Below are 23,215 nucleotides of genomic sequence, written 5' to 3' on the forward strand. Positions count from 1 at the left end.
GGGCTATACGGTCTGCGCGAGCGGCGCGCCCGCCGACGACGCCGCGGCGCCGATGGCCATGTAGCGCTTGCGCCAGGTCTCGAAGTCCAGCGTGTCTGCCGCCTCGATGGCCTTCTGCTCGGCCAGCGACGCGGCGGCCATGCGCTCGTAGCGCGCCTGCTGCTCGCCCGCCCAGGGCTGCAGCAGCAGGGTGTCGCGGGACGCACGGGACTGCGCGAGCGTGAAGCCCAGGAAGCTCTGCCCGTCGCCGCCGGCCATGCGCGCGAGCACGCGGGCGGACGGCGTGGCATCGGGCTCGCGCAGCAGGTTCCTCGCCGCCTCCAGGACCTGCGCATGCGCATCCGTGCCCTGGGCCGCGTCCAGTGCGGCGGCGATGGGCGCACATTCGGCCAGGATCTCGGCGCCCCACTCCACCAGCGGCACGCTGCGGCCCGCGCGCTCCAGGCACAGCCCGGGCTCGCGGCCGCGCTCGGCCGTGAGGTGCTGGTTGCGCTTGAGGGCGGCGATCTCGGCAGGGGTGTCGGGCGGGCTGTCCGACAGCAGGCAGTGCAGCAGGAACATGTCCAGCAGCCGCATGGTCGGCGCCTCGATGCCCACCGGCGCGAAGGGATCGAGGTCCATGAGCCGCACCTCCACGTACTCCACGCCGCGGTCGCGCAGCGCGTGCAGCGGGCGCTCGCCGGGGCGCACGGTGCGCTTGGGGCGGATGGTGCCGTAGAACTCGTTCTCGATCTGCAGCAGGCTGGTGCCCAGTTGGTTGTAGTCGCCGCCGGGGTTGCGCACGCCCAGCGCTTCGTAGGCGGGATAGGGCCGCGTCAGGGCTTCGTGCAGGGAGTCGGCATAGCCGTCCAGCCCGTTGTAGCTCACGGCCAGCGTGGCCTGGGCATCGCTCTGGTAGCCCAGGCGGCCCATGCGCAGCGACGTGGCGTGCGGCAGGTAGAGGGAATCCGGCCCCAGGCGCTGCAGGCCGTGCTGGCGGCCCTGCACGAAGCAGTCGCACAGTGCGGGCGATGCGCCGAAGAGGTAGAGCAGCAGGAAGGCCTGGCGCCGGAAGTTGCGGATCAGCCCGAAATACTCTTCGCTCGCGATGCCGGGCATGGACCAGTTGTAGTGGATGCCCGAGATGGTCTGCATGCGGCGGCCGTAGCGGTGCCCCAGGCCCATGCGGTAGATGCTCTTGGCGCGGCCCACGTTGGAGGAGCCGAAGCGCGCCAGGGGAATGGTTTCGTCCGTCGGCAGTCCGCAGGGCATGCTGGATACCCACAGCATCTCGCCGGACTGCGCCAGGGTGCGCAGCACGAACTGGTGGATCTCGGTCAGCTCGTCGAGGCACTCCTGCACCGAGCCGCGCGCACCGGTGATGAGTTCGATCTGCGACTCGCTGTAGTCGGTCGTGATGTGCGGATGCGTGAGCGCGGAACCCAGCGCCGCCGGATGCGGCGTGAGCGCCAGTCCGCCCTCGGCCAGCACGCGCAGGCCCTCCTTCTCGATGCCGCGGCGCATGCCCGCCAGCCGGTTGCCTGGCAGCGCGCGGATTTTCTCCTGCAGTTGGCTCGTCATGGTGCGTCTTTTTTGTTACCGGTTGGTCCGTGTCGGGACGGAACTTAGCACGCCGGCCATGCTCGCGCTCGCGCCTGCGTCCAAGTCCCTGCTTCGCGCCGCCGGAAGGCGCTTCGGCCGGACAGCGGAGTGCACACGGCACCGACTCCATCATCGCGGGAGTCGTGGCCAGCCAACGGCGCATGCCCCCGGGCGTGCGGCGTCCAGCCACTCCTTTCCCGGGTCTTGCGCCCGGATCGCGCACGACGCCCCTGTGACCGACGGACGCCATGCCGAAATTTTCCCTGCGCCCCCACACCACCGCCCTGCTCGTTCCCGGCAATGCCCGCAATGCGGCACATGCCGGCGATCCCGCCCCCGGCAAACAGGCCCACCACAAACTGCACCAGCTCGACGGCGCGGCGGCGCGCAGGGAAGCGCTCGCGCCCCATTTCGGCCTGGCGGGCCGGGTGCGCGAATACCTGGCGGAACCGCTGCCCGCGGCGGCCGATGCCGATACATCCGGTGCCGCTGCAGCGCAGCCCGCTGCCCCGGGTGCCACGGCCCCGCGCAAGGCGACCAGGGCATTGCGCAAGTTCCTGGGCAAGGCAGGAACCGCGCTCGGGCTGCGGGCCGGCAAGCCAGTGGGGCTGGACGCACTCACGCGCTTCCGGGACACGGCCGCCGCCGGCGCACGGCCCATCGAGCGGGGCGCCCCGGCCGACCGGGATACGTGGCGCAGCGTGGGCACGGCGCAGGCCCGGGCCTTCACGGCATCGCAGCGGCTGCACGAGGCCGAGGTGGCGGCCCGCAAGGCCACCGCCCTGGAGCACCTGGTGCAACTGCACATCGAGCGGCTGGATTCCGATGCCCAGCGCGCCGGCCGGCGCATCGCGCACGCCGCGGACCGGCCCGTGCCGCTGCGCCGGCAGCAGGCGGCCATCGCCGCGCAGCAGCAGGCCCTGGACGCCAGCATCGCCCGGCTGGCGGAAGAAGCCGAGGCGCTGGAGCGGCGCATCGCCCAGGCCGAAGCAGCCCTGGCGGCGCCTGTGCGTGGCCGGCTGGGCACGCTGCTGGCCGCACGCACCGAAGCCGACCGCAGCGGCGCAGACACCGGCGAGGACGTTGCCGCGCTGCGGCAGCATCTGCATGAGCTGCGGTCGCTGCACACGATACGCACCGGCATCCGGCACGGCCTCGAGCAACGCAGGCAGGATGTGCAGGCCGAACTGCAGCGGCTGGAGCGTTCCGCCGTGGCCATGGCGCGCGACCTGTTCGACGCGGATGACGAAGCCGCCGACCTGCGCTCCCTGCTGGGCGGCCTGCAGGAGCGGCGCACCACGCTGGAGGCGGCGCGGGATGCCGCCCGGGCGGCCAGCGAAGCGGCCGGGGCCGCGCTGAAGGCATGCGAGAAAGAAATGGCCGGCCGGCAGATCGATACGCTGCCCGGCCTGCGCACCCCGGCCACACCCGCGGAGGCCGCCGCCTGCGCGGCGTTGAAGGCCGCGCTGCGGGACTGGTCGGGGGGGCTGGACACGGCACTGTTCGGCGACCGGGCGATTCCCGCTGCGGGTGTGGTGGCCGTGGGGCTGAAAGCCCTGGCCGTGGCGGCCGGCGGCGACCCGGCCCAGGCCCTGCAGGCCCTCGGCGTGCTGCGCCGGCTCCGCTGGGAAGACCTGGCGCCCGCCCCCGGCGCGGAGGCCGCCCGGACCGCCGCGGCCGGGATGCCGCCCGCGGCGCAGCGTACGGTGGACCAGCTGGCGCGCGTGCCCCGGGGGCTGCAGGTGTTGTCGCACCTGCTGTGCCCGGAAGGCAGCCCGGCCGCGCACCCGGAGCGCCTGGCGGCCGCGCGCCTGGCATTGCGCGCCGATGCCCTGCTGCGCGCCGCCGCGCCGGACGACGCCGGGCTGCGCACATGGCTGGGCCACGCGCGGCGCGCCGCCCGCCGGGCCTTGCATGCCGCGGAGCCCGCCAAGGCGCTGGCGGCCTGCACGGTGGACGAACGCGCGGCCTACCACGCGCTGCGCAATGGCTACGAAAGCAACGCACCCGGCTCGGCCTACGACCGGGCGAACGGCCACCTGCAGCGGCTGGCGGACGCATTGCACGACCTGGCGCGGCACGGCGCACGGCCGCGCGCCTTCGGCGGCCAGCCCAATGCGCTGCGCTCCCTGCCGCAGGCGCTCGAGGTGGGCTCCGCCACGGCGCTGCCCACGCCGCGGCGCCGGGCGGACGCGGCCCTGGAAAAGGCCGCCGGCCAGCTTTCCGAGATGCTGGGCGGCCTGCGTGCGGACCGCCCTCCGGGCCGGCTGCCCGGCCCCGCGGAATGCGCCTGGCAGGCCCTGGCGGAAACCGTGCAATGGGCACCGGAAGGCACGGACCGCACCACCCTGGTGATCGATGCCGCCGCGCACGAGCGCATTGCGGCGCGCGCCACGGAACTGCGCGCGCACTTCGAGCGCACGGCGCGCGGCCAGGGCGTGCCGCCACCGGAACTGTCGCAGGACAGCGTGCCCCTGCTGGAGGCCGCCTGGCAGCGGCTCGAGCGCCGCCCGCACACGGCGGCCGAAGCGCTGGCGCTGCTGGCCGAGGGCCTGCCCGAAGATGCGGGCGGGCCTTCCTCCCCTCCGCCACCGCCGCCGCCCGGCGGCACGCCCGTGTCCTGGCACGGCTATGCGCTGCAGCAGGGCGCCCAGTTCCGCGCCAGCGCACAGGAGGCCGCCCGCCTGCTGCGTGAAGGCGTACCCGGGCAGGCCACGCATGCGCAGGCCCTGCTGGACCTGACGCGGGACATGATCGGCCAGCTCGAATGGCGCGATCGCCTGCGCCTGATCGGCCAGCAGTCCTGGGGCCTGAACGCCGGGCCGCTGTCCGCGGCCGTGGCGCTGGGGTCTTCCGTGTTCGGCCTGGGCGTGCGGCTGATTGCCGGCGCGCAGCGCAACCGCGACGCGGTGATGGAGTTCTACATGGGCCGCACCGGGATGTACCTGCAGATCGGCGAGCAGCGCACGGACCAGGTGCAGGTGGGCGCGGGCGCGAACACCGGCTATGCCGCCAACCTCGGCACCGACCAGGCGACGCTCGGCGGCACCGTCGCGGCGGACTGGCGCTGGCGCGGCGAGCGCGGCCTGGAAAACGGCATCCAGCTGCGCCTGCCGCGCCTGGGCAAGGGCCGCGAGCCGGAACTGAACGTGGAATTCCTGGATGCCTACGAACACCTGCTGCGCCTGGCGGAGCCGGGCCCCGACGGCGCGCCGGCGCGCCACGACTGGCTGCGCGAGCTGCTCGCCCACCATCCGGAACTGAGCGCGGGCCTGATCGACGATGCGCAGCGCTCCAGCACCGGCACCGAGACGAATGTGTCCGCCAGCGCGGGCCTGCGCGTGGGCGAGGTCGCGGGCCGGGGCCGCCGCGCGGGGGTGGCCGCCAGCCTGGGCGCGAAGATGCGCCAGGACAACGGCCGCACTGCCACCACCATCGCGGGCTACATGACCACGGTCTATCGCGACGCGACCGCCTCCTCCCGGGTGGAGGTTTCAGCCCGCGCCACCGCCAGCGTGCAGATCGCAGAGGCACTGCGCAGCGACGGTGCCCGCACCGCCCAGCGTGCCAGTGCCGGGCTGGGCGGACTCGACGCGGGCTATGCCGTGGAAGTGGCGAACCACGCCACGACGAACTTCTGCACGCTGTTTCTCTTCGGCGACGAAATCGACCCGACGCGCAGCGACCGCGCCACCGACTACTCGCGCTTCGAGGAGTTCGAGCGCCACGTGCGCGCGCAATGGGATGGCTGGGCGCACTACGGCACGGGCAAGCTGGGCAGCGACGTGGAAGAGCCGCTGCACCACCTGGTGGCGGACATTCAGCTTTCGCACTTCATGGAGCAGACCCGCAGCTTCGCCCAGGCCAACGGCTTCGCGGCGATGTTCGCGGACAAGGTGATGCGCCCGCCCGCGGGCCCCCTGCTGGATGTGCACCGCGCGCTGGCCGCGCTGGCCCGCGCCGCCGGCGATGAGGACGGCGCGCGGGCCGAAGACGCGGCCTTCGACGACTTCCTGCAGAACGAGGCCATGTGGGAGCCGACGCTGCTGCTGCTGCGCGAGAAGGCCAGGCTGCAGGAAGAACGCGGCCTGGACTTCTTCCTCAAGCACCAGAACAACCGCGGCGCGGAAGCGATGCGCACGGTGGGCCAGTGGATCCTCTACGAGCCCGTGCCGCGGCGCGAGCCGGGCCAGCACCTGCAGCCCGCGCGGACCTGGGAGCAGCCGTCCCCTGCGCCGCGCGGTGCGCAAGGGGCGGACGGTACGGCAGGGCCCGGCGCCGGCGGCAGCAGCCGCTACGAAACGGCCAGCGAGGCGAGCCTGGACTCTTTCCGCACCGCCCCCGGATCGCCGATGGGGCCTGGTGAGGCCCCCGGCGCGCTGGCCGCCGCGGAAGGCCCGGCCGCAGGCGCAGGCCCGGATGCTGCCGCGCGGCCGGGCGGCGCGGTGCCGCCGGGCGCCGCGTCGCCCAGCAGGCCGTAGCGCCATTCGACGCGCAGCGCGAACTCCTGCCCGCGCTCCAGCACGCGCAGGCCCGGCTGCCCCGGCTGGTGGAAGGCATCGATGGGCTGGGTGATGGGCTCGAAGCAGAAGGCCGGCCCTTCGGGCGGACGGTACACCAGGCAAAAGTGGCGCCCGGCGCCGCCGTCCTGCACGAAGTCCGGCATGCGCGCCGTGAGCTGCAGGCCACGCTCGGGCCAGGCGATGCGCGCCGTGCCGCCCCAGCCGGTATAGGCGTTGTCGATCAGGTTGCCGTGGGCCGATATGCCGCCATTGAGGTTCCAGCCCTCGGGGAACCACTCGGTGTGCCGCGTGGGCAGCGGATCGCTGCCGCAGAGCCACACGCCCTGCACGGGGGCGGAGATGCGCGTGTCCGGCGTGCGCGGGAACCAGGGATGCAGGCCCAGCCCATAGGGCAGCGGCTCGGGGCCGAGGTGGCGCACCTGCACGCTCTGGTCCAGCCCGCCCGGCACCAGGCGGAAGGTCTGCACGCATTCGTAGTGATAGGGGTTGCCCTGGAAGCGGTCCGAGTGCAGCGCCATCTCCAGGGTGTCCGGCGCCGGCTGGCGCAGGCTCCAGGGCTGCAGCCAGCCGTCGCCGTGGATGGGGTACGGCTCGCCCGCGCGGTTGGGCTCCATCGGATGGAAGCGCCCCGCATGGAAGAACCCGCCGCAACTGATGCGGTTGGACCAGGGCACCATGGCGAACGAGGCCATGCGGTAGAGGTCGGCCGTCCGGCCGTCCCAGGAGCGCCACAGGTCGGCGCGGCGCCCGTCCGGTCCGTCGATCTGCCAGGCTGCCACGCTGCCGCCCAGCGAAGGCACGAGGCCCAGGTGCTGGCCGGCATGGTGCAGCCAGGTGACAGGATGAAGGGTTTCGTTCATGGGCGTCTCCAGGAGGTCAGCCGCCGAAGCGGTGGGCCGGCAGGCCGGGGCCGTCCACGGAGACGGCGAAGAGCGATCCGGCCAGGGGCTCGGCCACCAGCCGGGCCTCCGACAGGCCCGTGCGGGCCGAGATGATGAAGAGCGTGCGCAGGTCGGGGCCGCCGAAGGCGCAGGTGGTGACCTGGCTCACCGGCAGCGAAACGCGGCACAGCTCGGCGGCACTCACGGGATCGTGGCAGGTCACGCACGCGCCGCCCCAGTGCGCGATCCACAGCCGCCCCAGCGCGTCGGTGGTCATGCCATCGGGCAGCCCGTCCTCGTCGGCCCAGCGCTTCCACAGCGTCCGGTTCGACAGCGCACCCGTGCCGGGGTCGAAGTCGTAGCGGTAGGTGCAGGCCTCGGCGGTGGCGTTGAAGAACATGGCCGGCGCCTGCTGTCCACCGGAAGCCGCTGCATGGGACCAGGCGGGGCCGTTGGTCACCGCGAAGCCGTCGTCGTGCCGCGTGCAGCGGCCATCGGGATCGAAGCGGTAGAGCGCACCGGTGGGCTCCTCGCAGCCGAAATCCATCGATCCGGCCCAGAAACGCCCCTGTGCATCGCACTTGCCGTCGTTGAAGCGGTTGCCGGCGCGCTCCGGTTCGGGCTGGTGCAGGTAGCGCGGCGCGGTGTCGGTGGCCGGGTCGAACAGCGCGAAACCGCGGCGCAGGGTGACGACGAGGCCGGGTGCCCCGGCGCGCTCGGCCAGCGCGGAGATTTCTTCCTCGAAGGTCCAGCAGCGGTGCGCGCCGCCTGCGGGGTCGCAGCGGTGCAGTTCGCGGGCGAGGATGTCCACCCAGTACAGCGCCTGTTCGCGCCCGGACCACAGCAGGCCCTCGCCCAGTTGGGAGGCCATGGGCCGCAGGCAGCGCACCGCGCCGATCGCGGGGGCGGGCCAGGGCACGGCCGGTGGGTTGTCGGAAGGCATTTCGGGGGGGTGCATGCGCGTCTCCAGACGTTGTTTCAGCGCCCGTCTGTCGCGGGCCTCTTGACGCGGCGCATCTTATCAACGCAAATTGATGCACGTAACCATTATTTTTTCTATCAATCGATACTGAAATTTATATGTCTCAAATTTCACCCGTTTCCTCTTCCGGCACCGCCGCCTCGCCGTCCGGAGCCCTGTCGGTGTTTCCCAGCCTGCGCGGACGCGTGGTGTTCGTGACGGGCGGCGGCAGCGGTATCGGCGCCGCCATCGTCACGGCCTTCGCCGAGCAGGGTGCGCGCGTGGCGTTCGTGGACGTGGCCCGCGAGGCCAGCGCGCAGCTGGCCAGCGACCTGGAAGCCGCAGGCCTGCCGCGCCCGTGGTGGCGCGAGTGCGACGTGCGCGACATCGATGCCCTGCAGGCCGCCGTGCGCGACGCCGCGGCCGAGCTGGGCGATGTGTCCGTGCTGGTCAACAACGTGGCCAGCGACGACCGCCACACGCTGGAGTCCGTCACGCCCGCGTACTACGACGAGCGCATGGCGATCAACGAGCGCCCGGCCTTCTTCGCGATCCAGGCGGTGGTGCCGGGCATGCGCCGGCTCGGCGGCGGCTCCATCGTCAACCTCGGCTCCACCGGCTGGCAGGGCAAGGGGTCGGGCTACCCCTGCTATGCGATCGCCAAGTCGTCGGTGAACGGGCTCACCCGGGGCCTGGCGCGCACGCTCGGCCAGGACCGCATCCGCATCAACACCGTCTCCCCCGGCTGGGTGATGACCGAGCGGCAGATCCGGCTGTGGCTCGACGCCGAGGGCGAGCGGGAGCTCGAGCGCAACCAGTGCCTGCCCGACAAGCTGCAGCCGCGCGACATCGCGCGCATGGTGCTGTTCCTGGGCTCCGACGACGCCGCGATGTGCACGGCGCAGGAGTTCAAGGTGGACGCCGGCTGGGTCTGACGACACCCCCCTGAGGCGCTTGCGCGCCTTCCCCCTTCTCTCGCCGGGCTGCACCCGGCGGGAAGGGGACACCGCCAGCGCGGCGGGGCGGCCCTTGCGCGGCGGTTGCTGGCGGGGCCGTGCCTGAGCGAAGGCCGTTGGCACAGGGCGCACCCGCATGCACCCGCCAGTGAGCGTTACCCTGCCCTACTCGTCCATCTCGGGCTTGCGGCCGTACTGCACGAAGCTGGCCTGCTTGAGCGCCTTCATCATCACCTTGGCGGCGGGCGAGAGCAGGCGGTCGGTGCGGGTGACGATGCCGAAGGCGTCCATGTGGCAGGGCATGGCGATCGGCAGCACGGCGACGATGCCGTGGGCCGCGTAGTAGTGGGCGACGTCCGCGCCCACCACGGCGATCATCTCGCTCTGCTGCAGCATGCGGGTGATGAACAGCAGCGCCGAGGTTTCCACGATGTCCGTCGGCGGGGCGAGGCCGTCCTGCTGGAACATCAGGTCGAAGCGGTGCCGCAGCACGCTGCCGGCGGGCGGCACGATCCAGTTGGCCGAGAGCACGTCCCGCAGCGTCAGGCCGCTCATGCCCGAGAGCGGGTGGCCGGGGCGGCTGATGGCGCAGATGGGCTCGTCCGTCAGCGGCTCGTAGCGCAGGTGGCCGGTTTCCGGCCCGGGGAGCACGCGCCCCACCATGATGTCCAGGCGCCCCTGCTCCAGCCGCTCCAGCAGCACCGGGCTGGTTTCGATGTCCAGCGTGATGCGCAGGCTCGGGTGCTGCTGCTTGACCAGGGCCACCGCCGCCGGCAGCAGGCTCAGTCCCGGCGAGGTGATGGCGCCGATGCCCACCTGGCCGTAGTGCCCCGTCTTCAGCGCGCCGATCTCGTCATGGGCCTGGTTGAGGCTCGCCAGCGCCATGCGCGCATGCCGGATCATGGTCTCGCCATACCAGGTGGGCCGCATGCCGCGGGGCAGGCGCTCGAACAGCGGCACCTCCAGCACGTCTTCCAGGTCCTTGAGCAGCTTGGAGGCCGCAGGCTGGGTCATGCTGAGCACCTGGGCCGCGCGGTGGATGTTGCCCTCCTCGGCCAGGGCCACCAGCAGCAGCAGCTGCCTGGTCTTGAGGCGCGCGCGGATGAACCAGTGGTTGTAGGTGCTCATGGGGTTTTCCTGAATGCCGGGATTGATATCTATTTTGCTCAAAAAACTATTGGATTGATATAAAAAACCTCCATAGACTGCAGCGCAACCGTAGCAAAGAGGGTTCATGAAGCTTGGCGACATGCAGCAGACGCCCCGGCACCTGATCAATGGGCGCTGGGAGATCGGCACCACCACCGGTGTGAGCGTCAATCCGTCCGACACCCGCGAGGTGGTGGCCGAATATGCACGCGCCGACCGGAACCAGGCGGGCCAGGCCGTGCGGGCCGCTGCGGATGCCCTGCGCCACTGGAGCCGCAGCGCTCCCCAGCGGCGCGCGGACGTGCTGGACCTCGTGGGCAACGAGTTGCTGGCCCGCAAGGAAGAGCTGGGCACACTGCTGGCCCGCGAAGAGGGCAAGCCCCTGCCCGAGGCGGTGGCGGAAGTGGTCCGCAGCGGCCACATCTTCAAGTTCTTCGCGGGCGAGGCGCTGCGCATCCCCGGCGAGCTGATGGCGTCGATGCACCAGGGCGTGCAGGTGGAGGTGACGCGCGAACCCGTGGGCGTGGTCGGCGTGATCGCAGCCTGGAACTTCCCCTTCGCCATCCCTGCGTGGAAGATCGCGCCGGCCCTGGCCTTCGGCAACACGGTGGTGTTCAAGCCGGCCGAACGGGTGCCGGCCTGCGGCTGGGCGCTGGCGGAGATCATCGCCCGCAGCGGCCTGCCGGCGGGTGCATTCAACCTCGTCATGGGCAGCGGCCGCGAAGTCGGCCAGACCCTGGTGGACCATCCCCTGGTCGACGCCCTGAGCTTCACCGGTTCGGGACCGATCGGCGCGCGCATCCTGCGCTCGGTCGCGGCGCGCGGCGCCAGGGTGCAGCTGGACCTGGGCGGCAAGAACCCGCTGGTGGTGCTGGCCGACGCCGACCTGGACCAGGCCGCGGACTGCGCGCTGCAGGGCGCCTACGGCTCCGCCGGTCAGCACTGCATGGCCTCCAGCCGCATCGTGGTCGAGGCCCGCGTGCACGACGACTTCGTGGCCCGCCTGCGCCAGCGCCTGGCGGCGCTCCCCGTAGGCCATGCGCTGGAACGCGGCACGGGGATGGGGCCCGTGGTGGACGAACGCCAGCTGGCACACAACCTGGAGCACATCGCGATGGCCCGCCAGGAAGGCGCGGAGCACATTTTCGGCGGCGAGCGCATCGAGCGCCCCACGCCCGGCCACTACCTGCGCCCGGCACTTTTCACCGCGCGCCCCGAGCACCGGATCGCCCGCGAGGAGGTCTTCGGCCCCGTGGCCTGCGTGCTGCGCGCGGACGACTACGAACACGCCCTGGTGCTCGCCAACGACACGCCGCGCGGCCTGTGCGCAGGCATCTGCACCACCTCGCTGAAGCACGCCATGCATTTCAAGCGGCACGCCCGGGCGGCCATGACCATGGTGAACCTGCCCACCGCCGGCGCCGACTTCCAGGGCGAGCGCCGGGAGCCGGGCCACGGCCCGCGCGACCGGGGCCGCCACGCCGCGGAGTTCTTCACCACGGTCCGCACCGGCTACATGCTGGCCTGAGAGGCACGCCCCTGCCCTTCCTCCTTTCCCCTTCCCTCATCACACCACCATAAAGACAGGAGACAACGATGACGAAACTGACCCGACGCACGCTGGCCACGGCCCTGGCCTGCGCGCCCGTGGCCGCTCTGCTGCCCGCGGCCGCATGGGCGCAAAAGCCCATCGTGCTGGGCTTCAGCCAGGTCGGCGCGGAGAGCGAGTGGCGCACCGCGAACACCGAATCGATCAAGTCGGCGGCCAAGGACGCCGGGATCGAGCTGAAGTTCTCCGACGCGCAGCAGAAGCAGGAAAACCAGATCAAGGCCATCCGCTCCTTCATCGCCCAGCGCGTGGACGTGATCGCGTTCTCGCCCGTCGTGGAGTCGGGCTGGGAGCCGGTGCTGCGCGAAGCCAAGGCCGCGAAGATCCCGGTGGTGCTCACCGACCGCGCCGTCAACACCAAGGACACGTCGCTCTACGTCACCTTCATGGGCTCGGACTTCGTGGAAGAAGGCCGCAAGGCCGGCCGCTGGCTGGTCGAGAAGATGAAGGACAGCAAGGGCGACGTGAACATCGTCGAGCTGCAGGGCACCGTGGGCTCGGCCCCGGCCATCGACCGCAAGAAGGGCTTCGAGGAAGTCGTCAAGGCCGACCCGAAGTTCAAGATCATCCGCTCGCAGACCGGCGACTTCACCCGCGCCAAGGGCAAGGAAGTGATGGAAGCCTTCCTGAAGGCCGAGGGCAAGAAGATCAACGTGCTCTACGCACACAACGACGACATGGCCATCGGCGCGATCCAGGCCATCGAGGAGGCCGGCATGAAGCCCGGCAAGGACATCATCATCATCTCCATCGATGCGGTGAAGGGCGCCTTCGAGGCCATGATGGCCGGCAAGCTCAACGTGACCGTGGAATGCAGCCCCCTGCTGGGCCCGCAGCTGATGGCGGCCGTCAAGGACATCAAGGCCGGCAAGACGGTGCCCAAGCGCATCGTGACGGAAGAAGGCATCTTCCCGATGGAGACCGCGGCCCAGGAATTCCCCAAGCGCAAGTACTGACCCCCAACCCCTCTCACACACCGATAAAAACCAGGAGACTCTCGTGAAGCGAACCTTTCTGAAAACCACCGCCGCCGCCCTCGCCCTCGCCGCCCTCGGCACCCTGCCGCTGGCGCATGCCGCGGACAAGGGCAGCATCGGCATTTCCATGCCCACCAAGTCCTCGGCCCGCTGGATCGCGGACGGCGACAACATGTCCAAGGTGCTCAAGGAGCGCGGCTACAAGACCGACCTGCAGTACGCGGAAGACGACATCCCCAACCAGCTCGCGCAGATCGAGAACATGGTGACCAAGGGCGCGAAGGTGCTCGTGATCGCCTCCATCGACGGCACCACGCTCTCGCGCGTGCTGCAGAGCGCGGCGGACAAGGGCGTGAAGGTCATCGCCTACGACCGCCTCATCAAGGGCTCGAAGAACGTCGATTACTACGCCACCTTCGACAACTTCCAGGTCGGCGTGCTGCAGGCGCAATCCATCGTGGACAAGCTGGGCCTCAAGCAGGGCAAGGGCCCGTTCAACATCGAGCTCTTTGGCGGCTCGCCCGACGACAACAACGCCTTCTTCTTCTACGACGGCGCGATGAGCGTGCTGCAGCCCTACATCGACAGCGGCAAGCTGGTGGTGCGCAGCAAGCAGACCGGCATGAACAAGGTCGGCACCCTGCGCTGGGACGGCGCCACGGCCCAGGCCCGCATGGACAACCTGCTCTCGGCCTACTACGGCAAGGAGAAGGTGGATGCCGTGCTCTCGCCGTACGACGGGATCTCCATCGGCATCCTTTCGTCGCTCAAGGGCGTGGGCTACTGCACCGCACAGCAACCCTGCCCGATCGTGACCGGCCAGGACGCCGAGGTGCCTTCGGTCAAGTCCATCCTGAAGGGCGAGCAGACCTCCACCGTGTTCAAGGACACGCGTGAACTCGCCAAGGTGGCGGCCGACATGGTGGACGCGGTGCTGTCGGGCAAGCAGCCCGAGATCAACGACACCAAGACCTACAACAACGGCGTGAAGGTCGTGCCCTCCTACCTGCTCAAGCCGGTGCTGGTGGACCAGTCGAACTGGAAGAAGGTGCTGGTGGACAGCGGCTACTACAAGGAATCGCAGATCAAGTGATCCGCCGCGCGCGGCCCGCGGCGGGCCGCGCTTCCCGAGCCACGTGCCGCCGCACCGGGTATTGCAGACCGGGTGCGGGGGCATGCCAGCGACGCCAACGGACACCGAGACCATGCTTCTAGAGATGCGGAACATCCGCAAGACCTTCCCCGGGGTGGTGGCCCTGGACCGGGTGGACCTGCGCGTGCAGGCCGGCGAGATCCACGCCATCGTGGGCGAGAACGGCGCAGGCAAATCCACGCTGATGAAAGTGCTGTCCGGCGTCTATCCGCACGGCAGCTACAGCGGCGAGATCGTCTTCGACGGCGAAGAGCGCCGGTTCGCGGGCATCCGCGACAGTGAGCACCTGGGCATCATCATCATCCACCAGGAACTGGCCCTGGTGCCTCTGCTCTCCATCGCCGAGAACATCTTCCTGGGCAACGAGACCGCCCGCCACGGCGTCATCGACTGGATGGAGGCGCACGACAGGACGCAGGCGCTGCTGCGCAAGGTGGGCCTGCAGGAATCACCCGAGGCCCTCGTGGGCCAGCTGGGCGTGGGCAAGCAGCAGCTGGTGGAGATCGCCAAGGCGCTGTCGCGGCAGGTGCGCCTGCTGATCCTGGACGAGCCCACCGCCAGCCTGAACGAGAACGACAGCCAGGCCCTGCTGGACCTGCTGCTGGAGCTCAAGGGCCAGGGCATCACCTGCATCCTGATCTCGCACAAGCTCAACGAGATTTCGCGCGTGGCCGACTCCGTCACCGTGCTGCGCGACGGCAGCACGGTGGAAACCATGGACTGCCGCGCCGCGCCCGTCAGCGAGGACCGCGTGATCCAGGCCATGGTCGGCCGCGAGATGGCCGACCGCTATCCGCCGCGCACGCCCGACATCGGCCCGGTGGCCTTCGAGGTGCGCGGCTGGCAGGCCTACCACCCGCAGCGGCCCGAGGCGCCCTTCCTCAAGGGCATCGACCTGCAGGTGCGGCGCGGAGAAATAGTCGGCATCGCCGGCCTGATGGGGTCCGGCCGCACCGAGCTGGCCATGAGCCTCTTCGGCCGCTCATGGGGCCGGCGCATCAGCGGCGAGGTGCTGCTGGACGGGCAGCCCATCGACGTCGGCACCGTGGAGAAGGCCGTGCGCCACGGCCTGGCCTACGTGACCGAAGACCGCAAGGGCAACGGACTGGTGCTGAACGAGGACATCCGGTTCAACATCTCGCTGGCCCACCTGGAGGGCGTCTCCTCGGCCGGCGTGATCGACAGCGGCCGCGAGCACGCGGTGGCCCAGGGCTTCCGCGAGCAGCTGCGCATCCGCTCCTCCGGCGTGGACCAGAAGACGCTCAACCTCTCGGGGGGCAACCAGCAGAAGGTGGTGCTGGGCAAATGGCTCTTCACCCGCCCCGAAGTCCTCATCCTCGACGAGCCCACGCGCGGCATCGACGTGGGTGCCAAGTACGAGATCTACACCCTCATCGCGCAACTGGCCGCCGAAGGCAAGTGCGTGATCGTGATCTCTTCGGAGATGCCCGAGCTGCTGGGCATCACCGACCGCCTCTACGTGATGAACGAAGGCCGCTTCGTCGCCGAGATGCCCACGGCCCAGGCATCGCAGGAAAAGATCATGAGCGCCATCGTGAAAGCCCACTGACATGTCTTCCATGACCTCCACGCCCAACCCCTCCGCCACCGCGGCCGCCCCCGGTGCCGCCTCCGCCGCCCAGCCCGCGCGCCCCGGCCGCTCGCCCCTGGAGCATGCCCGCCACCACCTGCGCGAGTACGGCATGCTCATCACGCTGGTCGCCATCATGGGCTTCTTCCAGTACATGACCGACGGCACCCTGATGGAGCCGCTCAACCTCACCAACCTGCTGCTGCAGAACAGCTACATCGTCATCATGGCGCTGGGCATGCTGCTGGTGATCGTGGCCGGCCACATCGACCTGTCGGTGGGATCGGTCAGCGGCTTCATCGGTGCGCTGGCGGCCGTGCTCATGGTGCAGTACCAGTGGCACTTCGTTCCCGCCACGCTGGTCTGCCTGCTGTGCGGCGGCCTCATCGGCGGGCTGCAGGGCTGGTTCGTGGCGTTCTCGCGCATACCGTCCTTCATCGTCACCCTGGCCGGCATGCTGGTCTTCAAGGGCCTGGCGCTGGCGCTGCTGGCAGGGCAATCCGTGGGGCCGTTCCCCGAGTCCTTCCAGCGCCTGAGCTCCGGCTTCATTCCCGACCTCTTCAGCATGCAGGGCCTGAAAGTGACCTCGCTGCTGCTGGGCACGGCCGTGGCCGCCGCCCTGGTGGTGGCGGGCATCCGCGCCCGGGCCAACCGCGTGCGCCACGGCGTGCAGGTCGAGCCCGCCGCCTTCTTCATCGCCCGCAACGCGGTGTTCACCGCGCTGCTCGTGTACCTCAGCTACCTGCTGGCCTCGTACAAGGGCCTGCCCAACGTGCTGATCGTGATGGCGCTGCTGATCGTGCTGTTCGACTTCGTCGCCAGCCGCACCACCATCGGCCGCCGCATCTACGCCATGGGCGGCAACGAGAAGGCCGCCAAGCTCTCGGGCATCAAGACCGAGCGCCTGTCGTTCTACGCCTTCGTGAACATGGGCGTGCTGGCGGCGCTCGCGGGCCTGGTGTTCGCGGCGCGCCTCAACACCGCCACGCCCAAGGCGGGCCTGGGCTTCGAGCTGGACGTGATCGCCGCCTGCTTCATCGGGGGGGCCTCGGCCTCGGGCGGCGTGGGCAAGGTGATGGGCGCGGTGATCGGCGCTTTCATCATGGGCGTGATGAACAACGGCATGTCCATCCTGGGCATCGGCATCGACTACCAGCAGGTCATCAAGGGCGTGGTGCTGCTGGCCGCCGTGCTGGTGGACGTGTACCACAAGAACAAGGCCTGACTCCCGAACCGGTCCATGCCCAGCCCGCCCGCTCACGCCGCACAGACATCATGACCTCGCCCATGCATGCCCCCGCCACCACTCCGGCACCCGGCGCCGCGCCCGTGCTGGAACTGGCGGGCATCCGCAAGCAGTTCTCCGGCGTGCCGGTGCTGCAGGACGTGCAGCTGCGCCTCTACCCCGGCGAGATCCACGCGCTGATGGGGCAGAACGGCGCGGGCAAGTCCACCCTCATCAAGGTGCTCACGGGCGTGCTCAAGGCCAGCGGCGGCGAGATGCGCCTGGCCGGCCAGCCGGTGTGGCCCGATTCGCCGCTGGCAGCCCAGCGCCTGGGCATCAGCACGGTCTATCAGGAAGTCAACCTCTGCCCCAACCTCTCGGTGGCCGAGAACATCTTCGCGGGCCGCTACCCGCGCCACGGGCTGGCGCAGGGCTGGCGCATCGACTGGGCACGGATGCACCGGCGCGCGGCCGAGCTGGTCGCACGCATCGGCCTGGACATCGACGTGGCGTGCCAGCTGTCGGATTACCCCGTCGCTGTGCAGCAGCTGGTGGCGATCGCCCGGGCGCTGTCCATCGACGCACGCGTGCTGATCCTGGACGAACCCACCTCCAGCCTGGACGACGACGAGGTGAAGAAGCTCTTCGAGGTGCTGCGCCGCCTGCGCGCGGAGGGCCTGTCCATCGTTTTCGTGACGCACTTCCTGAACCAGGTCTATGCCGTGTCGGACCGCATCACCGTGCTGCGCAACGGTACCTGGGTGGGCGAATGGCTGGCGAAGGACCTGGGCCCGCAGGCCCTGATCGCCGCGATGCTGGGCCGCGAACTGGCCGCGCAGGCCGCCAGCGCGCAGGCGCCGCAGGACAGCAGCGCGCAGGCACCCGCGCTGCTGCAGGCCGAGGGCCTGGGCCAGGCCGGGCAGTTGCAGCCGCTGGACCTGCAGATCCGCCCCGGCGAGGTGGTCGGACTGGCCGGCCTGCTGGGCGCGGGCCGCACCGAGCTGGCGCGCCTGCTGTTCGGACTGGAGCAGCCCGACCGCGGCATGCTGCGCATCGACGGCCGCGCGGTGGCCTTCTCCAACCCCATGGACGCCATCCGGCAGGGCCTGGCCCTGTGCCCCGAAGAGCGCAAGACCGACGGCATCGTGGCCGAGCTCTCGGTGCGCGAGAACATCGCCCTGGCGCTGCAGGCGCGCATGGGCGTGGGCAAGTTCCTGCCGCGCGCCGAGCAAACCGCCCTGGCGGAACGCTACGTGCAGCTGCTGGGCATCAAGACCGCCAGCGTGGAAACACCCATCGGCCTGCTGTCGGGCGGCAACCAGCAGAAAGCCATCCTGGCGCGCTGGCTGGCGACCGAGCCGCGCCTGCTGATCCTCGACGAGCCCACGCGCGGCATCGACGTGGCCGCCAAGCAGGAAATCATGGACCAGATCCTGCGCCTCGCGCAGGCCGGCATGGCCGTGCTCTTCATCTCCTCGGAAATGAGCGAGGTGGTGCGCGTGGCCCACCGCATCGTGGTGCTGCGCGACCGCCACAAGGTGGGCGAGCTGCCCGCAGGCAGCAGCGAGGACGCCATCTATGCACTCATCGCAGATCACGAGCATGCCTGAGCAGCGCCCTTCCCCCTTCGCCCCGGCCGCACTGCTGCGCCACCGCCTGGCCTGGCCGGTGATCACGCTGCTGCTCCTGCTGGCGATCAACGCGGCCTTCAACCCGGGCTTCCTGCACATCGAATGGCGCGACGGCCATTTCTACGGCAGCCTGATCGACATCCTCAACCGCGCCGCGCCCCTGGTGCTGGTGTCGCTGGGCATGACCATGGTGATCGCCACGCGCGGCATCGACATCTCGGTGGGCGCCACGGTGGCCATCGCCGCGGCCGTGGCCGCCTGGCTGATCGGCGGTTCGGTATCGGGCAGCGAGAGCCGCTTTCCGCTGCCGGTTGCCATCCTGGGCGCCCTGGGCGTGGCGCTGCTGTGCGGCGTGTGGAACGGCGTGCTGGTGGCCCGGGTGGGCATGCAGCCCATCATCGCCACGCTGATCCTCATGGTGGCGGGCCGGGGCATCGCCCAGCTCATCACCGACGGGCAGATCATCACCATCTACTACACGCCCTACTTCTTCATGGGCGGCGGCTACCTGGCGGGGCTGCCATTCTCGCTCTTCGTGGCGGCGGCGGTGTTCGCGGTGCTCTACCTCGCCATCACGCGCACGGCGCTGGGGCTCTTCATCCAGGCCGTGGGCGTCAACCCCACGGCGGCCCGGGTGGCCGGCGTGCAGGCGGGCCGGCTCATCATGGCCGCCTACGTGTTCTGCGGCGTGTGCGCGGGCATCGCGGGCCTGCTCATCAGCTCCAACGTGAAGAGCGCGGACGGCAACAACGCCGGCCAGCTGATGGAGCTGGACGCCATCCTGGCCGTCACGCTCGGCGGCACGGCCCTTACCGGCGGGCGCTTCAGCCTCGCGGGCAGCGTGATCGGCGCGCTCATCATCCAGACGCTGACCTACGCCATCTATTCGCTGGGCGTGCCGCCCGAGGTGAACCTCGTGGTGAAGGCGGTGGTGGTGTTCGTCGTCATGCTGCTGCAGTCGCCGGAGTTCCGCGCCCAGGTGGGCCTGCTCGCGCGCCGCCCCGCCACCGGGAGGGCCCTGCCATGAGCGCCGTCATGACCCCGTCCACGGCCACCACGCCCGCCGGCGCGCACGGCCCCCGCCTGAACGCCAGGTACCTGCCGCTGGCCGCCACCATCGCGCTCTTCGTGGCCATGGCCACGCTGGGCTCGGTGCGCTACACGGGCTTTTTCTCGGCCCAGGTGTTCCTCAACCTGCTGATCGACAACGCTTTCCTCATCATCGTCGCGGTGGGCATGACCTTCGTCATCCTCTCGGGCGGCATCGACCTGTCGGTGGGCGCCGTGGTGGCGCTCACCACCATGGTGTTCGCCTCGCTGGTGGAGCGCCACGGCTGGAGCCCGGCGGCGGCCGTGCCCGTGGTGCTGCTGATGGGCACGTGCTTCGGCGCGTTCATGGGCTTCCTGATCGAGCGCTTCCGGCTGCAGCCCTTCATCGTCACGCTCGCAGGCATGTTCCTCGCGCGGGGCCTGTGCTACCTCATCAGCATCGACTCGATCAGCATCACGCACGAAGGCTATTCGGAACTCGCGCAATGGCGCCTGCAACTGACCGAAACCGCCTCCATCTCGCTGGGTGCGTTGATCGCCATTGCCGTGGTGCTGGCCGGCATCTTCATCGCGCACTGCACGCCGTTCGGTCGCGCGGTCTATGCCGTGGGCGGCAGCGAGCACTCGGCCCTGCTGATGGGCCTGCCGGTGCGCTCCACGCTGGTGGGCGTCTACACCCTGTCGGGCTTCTGCTCGGCCCTGGCCGGCGTGGTGTTCACCTTCTACATGCTCTCGGGCTACGGCCTGCATGCCGTGGGCATGGAGCTGGACGCCATCGCCGCCGTCGTCATCGGCGGCACGCTGCTCACGGGCGGCGTGGGCTACGTGGCCGGCACGCTCTTCGGCGTGCTGATGCTCGGAATCATCCAGACGCTGATTTCCTTCGACGGCACGCTCAGCTCGTGGTGGACGCGCATCGCCGTCGGCGTGCTGCTGTTCGTCTTCTGCCTGCTGCAGCGCCTGCTCACGCGCCGCTCCGGCCGGCGCCGCTGAACCCGCCACCGCCCTTTCCGCTTTCCGTTTCCCGCATCCCTTCCGAGCTTCCACGATGACCACCCCTCCGCGCAAACTCCGCTCCACCGAATGGTTCGGCACGGCCGACAAGAACGGCTTCATGTACCGCAGCTGGATGAAGAACCAGGGCATCCCCGACCATGAGTTCGACGGCCGCCCCATCATCGGCATCTGCAACACCTGGTCCGAACTCACGCCCTGCAACGCGCACTTCCGCAAGATCGCCGAGCACGTCAAGCGCGGCATCTACGAAGCAGGCGGCTTCCCGGTCGAATTCCCCGTGTTCTCCAACGGCGAATCCAACCTGCGGCCCACCGCCATGCTCACGCGCAACCTGGCCAGCATGGACGTGGAGGAAGCCATCCGCGGCAACCCCATCGACGCCGTCGTGCTGCTGACCGGCTGCGACAAGACCACGCCCGCGCTGCTGATGGGCGCGGCCAGTTGCGACGTGCCGGCCATCGTGGTCACGGGCGGGCCCATGCTCAATGGCAAGCTGGCCGGCAAGGACATCGGATCGGGCACTGCCGTGTGGCAACTGCACGAATCCCTGAAGGCCGGCGAGATCGAGCTGCACCAGTTCCTCGCGGCCGAAGGCGGCATGTCGCGCTCAGCCGGCACCTGCAACACCATGGGCACGGCCAGCACCATGGCCTGCATGGCCGAATCGCTGGGCACCTCGCTTCCGCACAACGCGGCGATTCCGGCGGTGGACGCGCGCCGTTACGTGCTGGCGCACATGTCGGGCAAGCGCATCGTCGAGATGGCGCACGAGGGGCTCACGCTCTCGAAGATCCTGACGCGCGAAGCCTTCGAGAACGCCATCCGCACCAATGCCGCCATCGGCGGCTCGACCAATGCCGTCATCCACCTCAAGGCGATCGCCGGCCGCATCGGCGTGCAGCTCGACCTGGAGGACTGGACCCGCATCGGGCGCGGCACGCCCACCCTGGTGGACCTGCAGCCCTCGGGCCGCTTCCTGATGGAGGAGTTCTACTACGCGGGCGGCCTGCCCGCCGTGCTGCGCCGCCTGGGCGAGAACGGCCTGCTGCCCCATCCGGAAGCGCTCACCGTGAACGGCAGGAGCCTCTGGGACAACGTGCGCGAGGCCCCGCAGTACAACGACGAGGTGATCCGCCCGATCGACAACCCGCTCATCGCGGATGGCGGCATCTGCATCCTGCGCGGCAACCTGGCGCCGCGCGGCGCGGTGCTCAAGCCCTCGGCCGCCACGCCCGAGCTGCTCAAGCACCGGGGCCGCGCCGTGGTGTTCGAGAACCTGGAGCACTACAAGGCGCGCATCGTCGATGAGGATCTGGACATCGATGCGAGTTGCGTGATGGTCATGAAGAACTGCGGCCCCAAGGGCTACCCCGGCATGGCCGAGGTGGGCAACATGGGCCTGCCGCCCAAGCTGCTGCGGCAGGGCGTGAAGGACATGGTGCGCATCTCCGACGCGCGCATGAGCGGAACGGCCTACGGCACCGTGGTGCTGCACGTGGCGCCCGAGGCCGCGGCCGGGGGCCCCCTGGCCGCCGTGCGCGACGGCGACTTCATCGAGCTGGACTGCGAACAGGGCCGCCTGCACCTGGACATCAGCGACGAGGAACTGGCCGCGCGCCTGGCCGAACTGGCCACCACCGACCACGGCGGCCGCGGCGGCTACCAGCGCCTCTACGTCGATCACGTGCTGCAGGCCGACGAAGGCTGCGACTTCGACTTCCTGGTCGGCTGCAGAGGCGCGGCCGTCCCCCGCCATTCACACTGATGCACTGATGAACACCCCCCTGCGGCGCTATGCGCCTTCCCCCCGCTCTCGCAACGCTGCGCGTTGCGGGCAGGGGGACGCAGCCGGCGCTGCGGGGCGGCCCTTGCTCGGCTGCCCTGACCTGGGGCCGCGCCAGTTGCAGGGGCTGTGCTCAAAGCAACGCGCCAAGCAGGCTTGACTTAAACCATGACTTCGTGACCCCATGCCAGCAACACACTCTGCCCAGAATCCGCGCTACCGCGGCATCTTCCCGGTCGTGCCGACCACGTTCAACGAGGACGGCAGCCTCGATCTGGAGAGCCAGAAGCGCTGCCTGGATTTCATGATCGATGCGGGGGTCGATGGCCTGTGCATCCTGGCCAATTTCTCCGAGCAGTTCTCGCTGTCGGATGCGGAGCGCGAAACGCTCACGCGGACCTCGCTGGAGCATGTCGCCGGCCGGGTGCCGGTGATCGTCACCACCACGCACTACGGCACGCGCGTATGCGCCGAGCGCAGCCGCGCGGCGCAGGACATGGGCGCCTCCATGGTCATGGTGATGCCGCCCTACCACGGCGCCACCTTCCGCGTGCCCGAGGCGCAGATCCAAGCGTTCTACGCCCAGGTGTCCGACGCGATCGACATTCCCATCATGGTGCAGGACGCCCCGGCCAGCGGCACGGTGCTGTCCGCCCCCTTCCTCGCCCGCATGGCGCAGGAGATCGAGCACCTGGCCTATTTCAAGATCGAGACGCCCGGTGCCGCCAGCAAGCTGCGCGAGCTGATCCGCCTGGGTGGCGATGCCATCGAAGGGCCCTGGGACGGCGAAGAGGCCATCACCCTGCTGGCCGACCTGGACGCGGGCGCCACCGGCGCGATGACGGGCGGCGCCTTCCCGGACGGCATCCGCCCCATCATCGAGGCCCACCGCGCGGGCGACATGGACCAGGCGTTCGCGCTCTACCAGCGCTGGCTGCCGCTCATCAACCACGAGAACCGCCAGGGCGGCATCCTCACCGCGAAGGCGCTGATGAAGGAAGGCGGCGTGATCGCCTGCGAGGCCGGCCGCCATCCGTTCCCGCCCATGCACCCCGAGGTGCGCCGCGGCCTGATCGACATCGCGCGCCGGCTCGACCCGCTGGTGCTGCGCTGGGCCCGCTGAGCCGG

At 70.3% G+C, this 23,215-nt stretch carries 15 protein-coding genes and 1 pseudogene; 12 read left to right on the plus strand and 4 right to left on the minus strand.

What is annotated here, in order from left to right; translation table 11 throughout:
* Positions 1 to 3 precede the first annotated feature (3 nt).
* Positions 4 to 1,560: a glutamate--cysteine ligase gene (gene gshA, locus ACAV_RS14270; protein ID WP_013595276.1), complete on the minus strand. Its 1,557-nt coding sequence runs from the start codon at positions 1,558 to 1,560 to the stop codon at positions 4 to 6.
* A 269-nt stretch (positions 1,561 to 1,829) separates the two neighbouring features.
* Between gshA and xopZ the strand changes: the two genes are divergently transcribed.
* Complete coding sequence (gene xopZ, locus ACAV_RS25185; protein WP_013595277.1) at positions 1,830 to 6,062, plus strand: XopZ family type III secretion system effector; 4,233 nt, start codon at positions 1,830 to 1,832, stop codon at positions 6,060 to 6,062.
* Positions 6,063 to 6,088: 26 nt separating this feature from the next.
* On the opposite strand, the pseudogene ACAV_RS14280 reads toward xopZ, so the two are convergent.
* Positions 6,089 to 6,964, minus strand: a pseudogene (locus tag ACAV_RS14280) (aldose 1-epimerase); the annotation flags it as partial.
* A 16-nt stretch (positions 6,965 to 6,980) separates the two neighbouring features.
* Positions 6,981 to 7,943, minus strand: a complete 963-nt coding sequence (locus ACAV_RS14285; protein ID WP_013595278.1) for an SMP-30/gluconolactonase/LRE family protein — start codon at positions 7,941 to 7,943, stop codon at positions 6,981 to 6,983.
* A gap of 122 nt (positions 7,944 to 8,065) precedes the next feature.
* Between ACAV_RS14285 and ACAV_RS14290 the strand changes: the two genes are divergently transcribed.
* Positions 8,066 to 8,881 carry an SDR family NAD(P)-dependent oxidoreductase gene (locus ACAV_RS14290; RefSeq protein WP_013595279.1) on the plus strand — a complete coding sequence of 272 codons (816 nt, stop codon included), beginning with the start codon at positions 8,066 to 8,068 and terminating at the stop codon, positions 8,879 to 8,881.
* Between the two features lie 186 nt (positions 8,882 to 9,067).
* On the opposite strand, the gene ACAV_RS14295 is transcribed toward ACAV_RS14290, so the two are convergent.
* A complete protein-coding gene (locus ACAV_RS14295) occupies positions 9,068 to 10,030 on the minus strand; it encodes a LysR family transcriptional regulator (protein WP_013595280.1) in 963 nt (320 codons plus the stop codon).
* Positions 10,031 to 10,136: 106 nt separating this feature from the next.
* Between ACAV_RS14295 and ACAV_RS14300 the strand changes: the two genes are divergently transcribed.
* The 10 genes from ACAV_RS14300 (at position 10,137) to ACAV_RS14345 (ending at position 23,210) form a co-directional block, all read left to right on the plus strand.
* Positions 10,137 to 11,579 (plus strand): aldehyde dehydrogenase family protein, encoded by a 1,443-nt coding sequence (locus ACAV_RS14300; RefSeq protein ID WP_013595281.1) that lies wholly within the window; start codon positions 10,137 to 10,139, stop codon positions 11,577 to 11,579.
* Positions 11,580 to 11,647: 68 nt separating this feature from the next.
* Positions 11,648 to 12,616, plus strand: a complete 969-nt coding sequence (locus ACAV_RS14305; RefSeq protein WP_013595282.1) for an ABC transporter substrate-binding protein — start codon at positions 11,648 to 11,650, stop codon at positions 12,614 to 12,616.
* A gap of 43 nt (positions 12,617 to 12,659) precedes the next feature.
* Entirely contained in the window at positions 12,660 to 13,730 is a 1,071-nt protein-coding gene (gene chvE, locus ACAV_RS14310) for a multiple monosaccharide ABC transporter substrate-binding protein (protein ID WP_013595283.1), read from the plus strand.
* A gap of 112 nt (positions 13,731 to 13,842) precedes the next feature.
* Positions 13,843 to 15,360, plus strand: a complete 1,518-nt coding sequence (mmsA, locus tag ACAV_RS14315) for a multiple monosaccharide ABC transporter ATP-binding protein (protein WP_013595284.1) — start codon at positions 13,843 to 13,845, stop codon at positions 15,358 to 15,360.
* 1 nt (position 15,361) lies between these two features.
* Positions 15,362 to 16,606 (plus strand): multiple monosaccharide ABC transporter permease, encoded by a 1,245-nt coding sequence (gene mmsB, locus ACAV_RS14320; protein WP_041828782.1) that lies wholly within the window; start codon positions 15,362 to 15,364, stop codon positions 16,604 to 16,606.
* A gap of 50 nt (positions 16,607 to 16,656) precedes the next feature.
* Positions 16,657 to 18,216, plus strand: a complete 1,560-nt coding sequence (locus ACAV_RS14325; RefSeq protein ID WP_013595286.1) for a sugar ABC transporter ATP-binding protein — start codon at positions 16,657 to 16,659, stop codon at positions 18,214 to 18,216.
* Positions 18,185 to 19,264 (plus strand): ABC transporter permease, encoded by a 1,080-nt coding sequence (locus ACAV_RS14330; protein ID WP_013595287.1) that lies wholly within the window; start codon positions 18,185 to 18,187, stop codon positions 19,262 to 19,264. The genes ACAV_RS14325 and ACAV_RS14330 overlap by 32 nt, the downstream gene beginning before the upstream one ends.
* Entirely contained in the window at positions 19,261 to 20,280 is a 1,020-nt protein-coding gene (yjfF, locus tag ACAV_RS14335; RefSeq protein ID WP_013595288.1) for a galactofuranose ABC transporter, permease protein YjfF, read from the plus strand. The genes ACAV_RS14330 and yjfF overlap by 4 nt, the downstream gene beginning before the upstream one ends.
* A gap of 55 nt (positions 20,281 to 20,335) precedes the next feature.
* Positions 20,336 to 22,069: an IlvD/Edd family dehydratase gene (locus tag ACAV_RS14340; protein ID WP_013595289.1), complete on the plus strand. Its 1,734-nt coding sequence runs from the start codon at positions 20,336 to 20,338 to the stop codon at positions 22,067 to 22,069.
* A 202-nt stretch (positions 22,070 to 22,271) separates the two neighbouring features.
* On the plus strand, positions 22,272 to 23,210 hold the full coding sequence (locus ACAV_RS14345; RefSeq protein ID WP_013595290.1) for a dihydrodipicolinate synthase family protein: 939 nt from the start codon (positions 22,272 to 22,274) through the stop codon (positions 23,208 to 23,210).
* The last annotated feature ends 5 nt before the right edge of the window (positions 23,211 to 23,215 follow it).

Origin of the sequence: Paracidovorax avenae ATCC 19860 (assembly GCF_000176855.2) — a bacterium.
Taxonomy (GTDB): domain Bacteria; phylum Pseudomonadota; class Gammaproteobacteria; order Burkholderiales; family Burkholderiaceae_C; genus Paracidovorax; species Paracidovorax avenae.